This is a genomic window from Psychrobacter sp. 1U2 (genome assembly GCF_051847575.1).
The window spans coordinates 1-700 of sequence record NZ_JBPYDC010001118.1 but is presented as its reverse complement, the minus strand read 5'-3'; the positions used below and the strand labels follow the sequence as shown (position 1 = coordinate 700).

Sequence of the window (700 nt, the reverse complement as noted above, 5' to 3'; positions counted from 1 at the left end):
ATAATGAAGTTAGTGATCAGCATGCCATTGATGCTTTAAACCGCTTATTTGAAGTAGAGACGGATGTCAATAATATTGGCGCCATTATCGCAGAGCCAGTACAAGGTGAAGGTGGTTTCCAATTAATGTCACCATCATTCGCTAAATATCTACGTGCTTTCTGTGATGACCATGGTATTTTGCTGATTATGGATGAAATTCAATCAGGCTATGGTCGTACAGGGTCACCATTTGCATTTCCGCACTTAGGAATCGAACCGGATATGATACTACTAGGTAAAAGTATCGCAGGAGGATTGCCTTTAGGTGCTGTAATAGGTAAAGCTAGCGTGATGAACGGCTTACCTAAAGGCAGTTTAGGAGGTACTTATTCAGGTAATCCGGTCGCATGTGCAGCAGCAAATGCAACTATAGATATCATGCAAGAGGACGAGATATGGGCCTTTGCCGATCAATATGCACAAACGATTGAGAATACCATTGCTCAGTGGCAAGAAGAAGGCATTTCGCCTTGGTTATATGGTCTCACTGGTATTGGCGCTATGCGTGGTATTGAGCTTCGTCATTCTGAATACGGCACTCATCCGAGTATAATGGCGTGCGTTTTAAAGCAAGCGCGTGAGGAGGGTCTATTGCTCATGCCTAGTGGTAAACATCGACATATTATTCGTCTGTTACCGCCACTGACTATAGAGCCTGA

General features: G+C 43.7%; 1 protein-coding gene. It reads left to right on the top strand.

Going from position 1 to position 700, the window contains the following annotated elements:
* A partial coding sequence (locus tag ACS8FD_RS20710) for an aminotransferase class III-fold pyridoxal phosphate-dependent enzyme (protein WP_439277252.1) occupies positions 1-700 on the top strand: 700 nt, incomplete at both ends.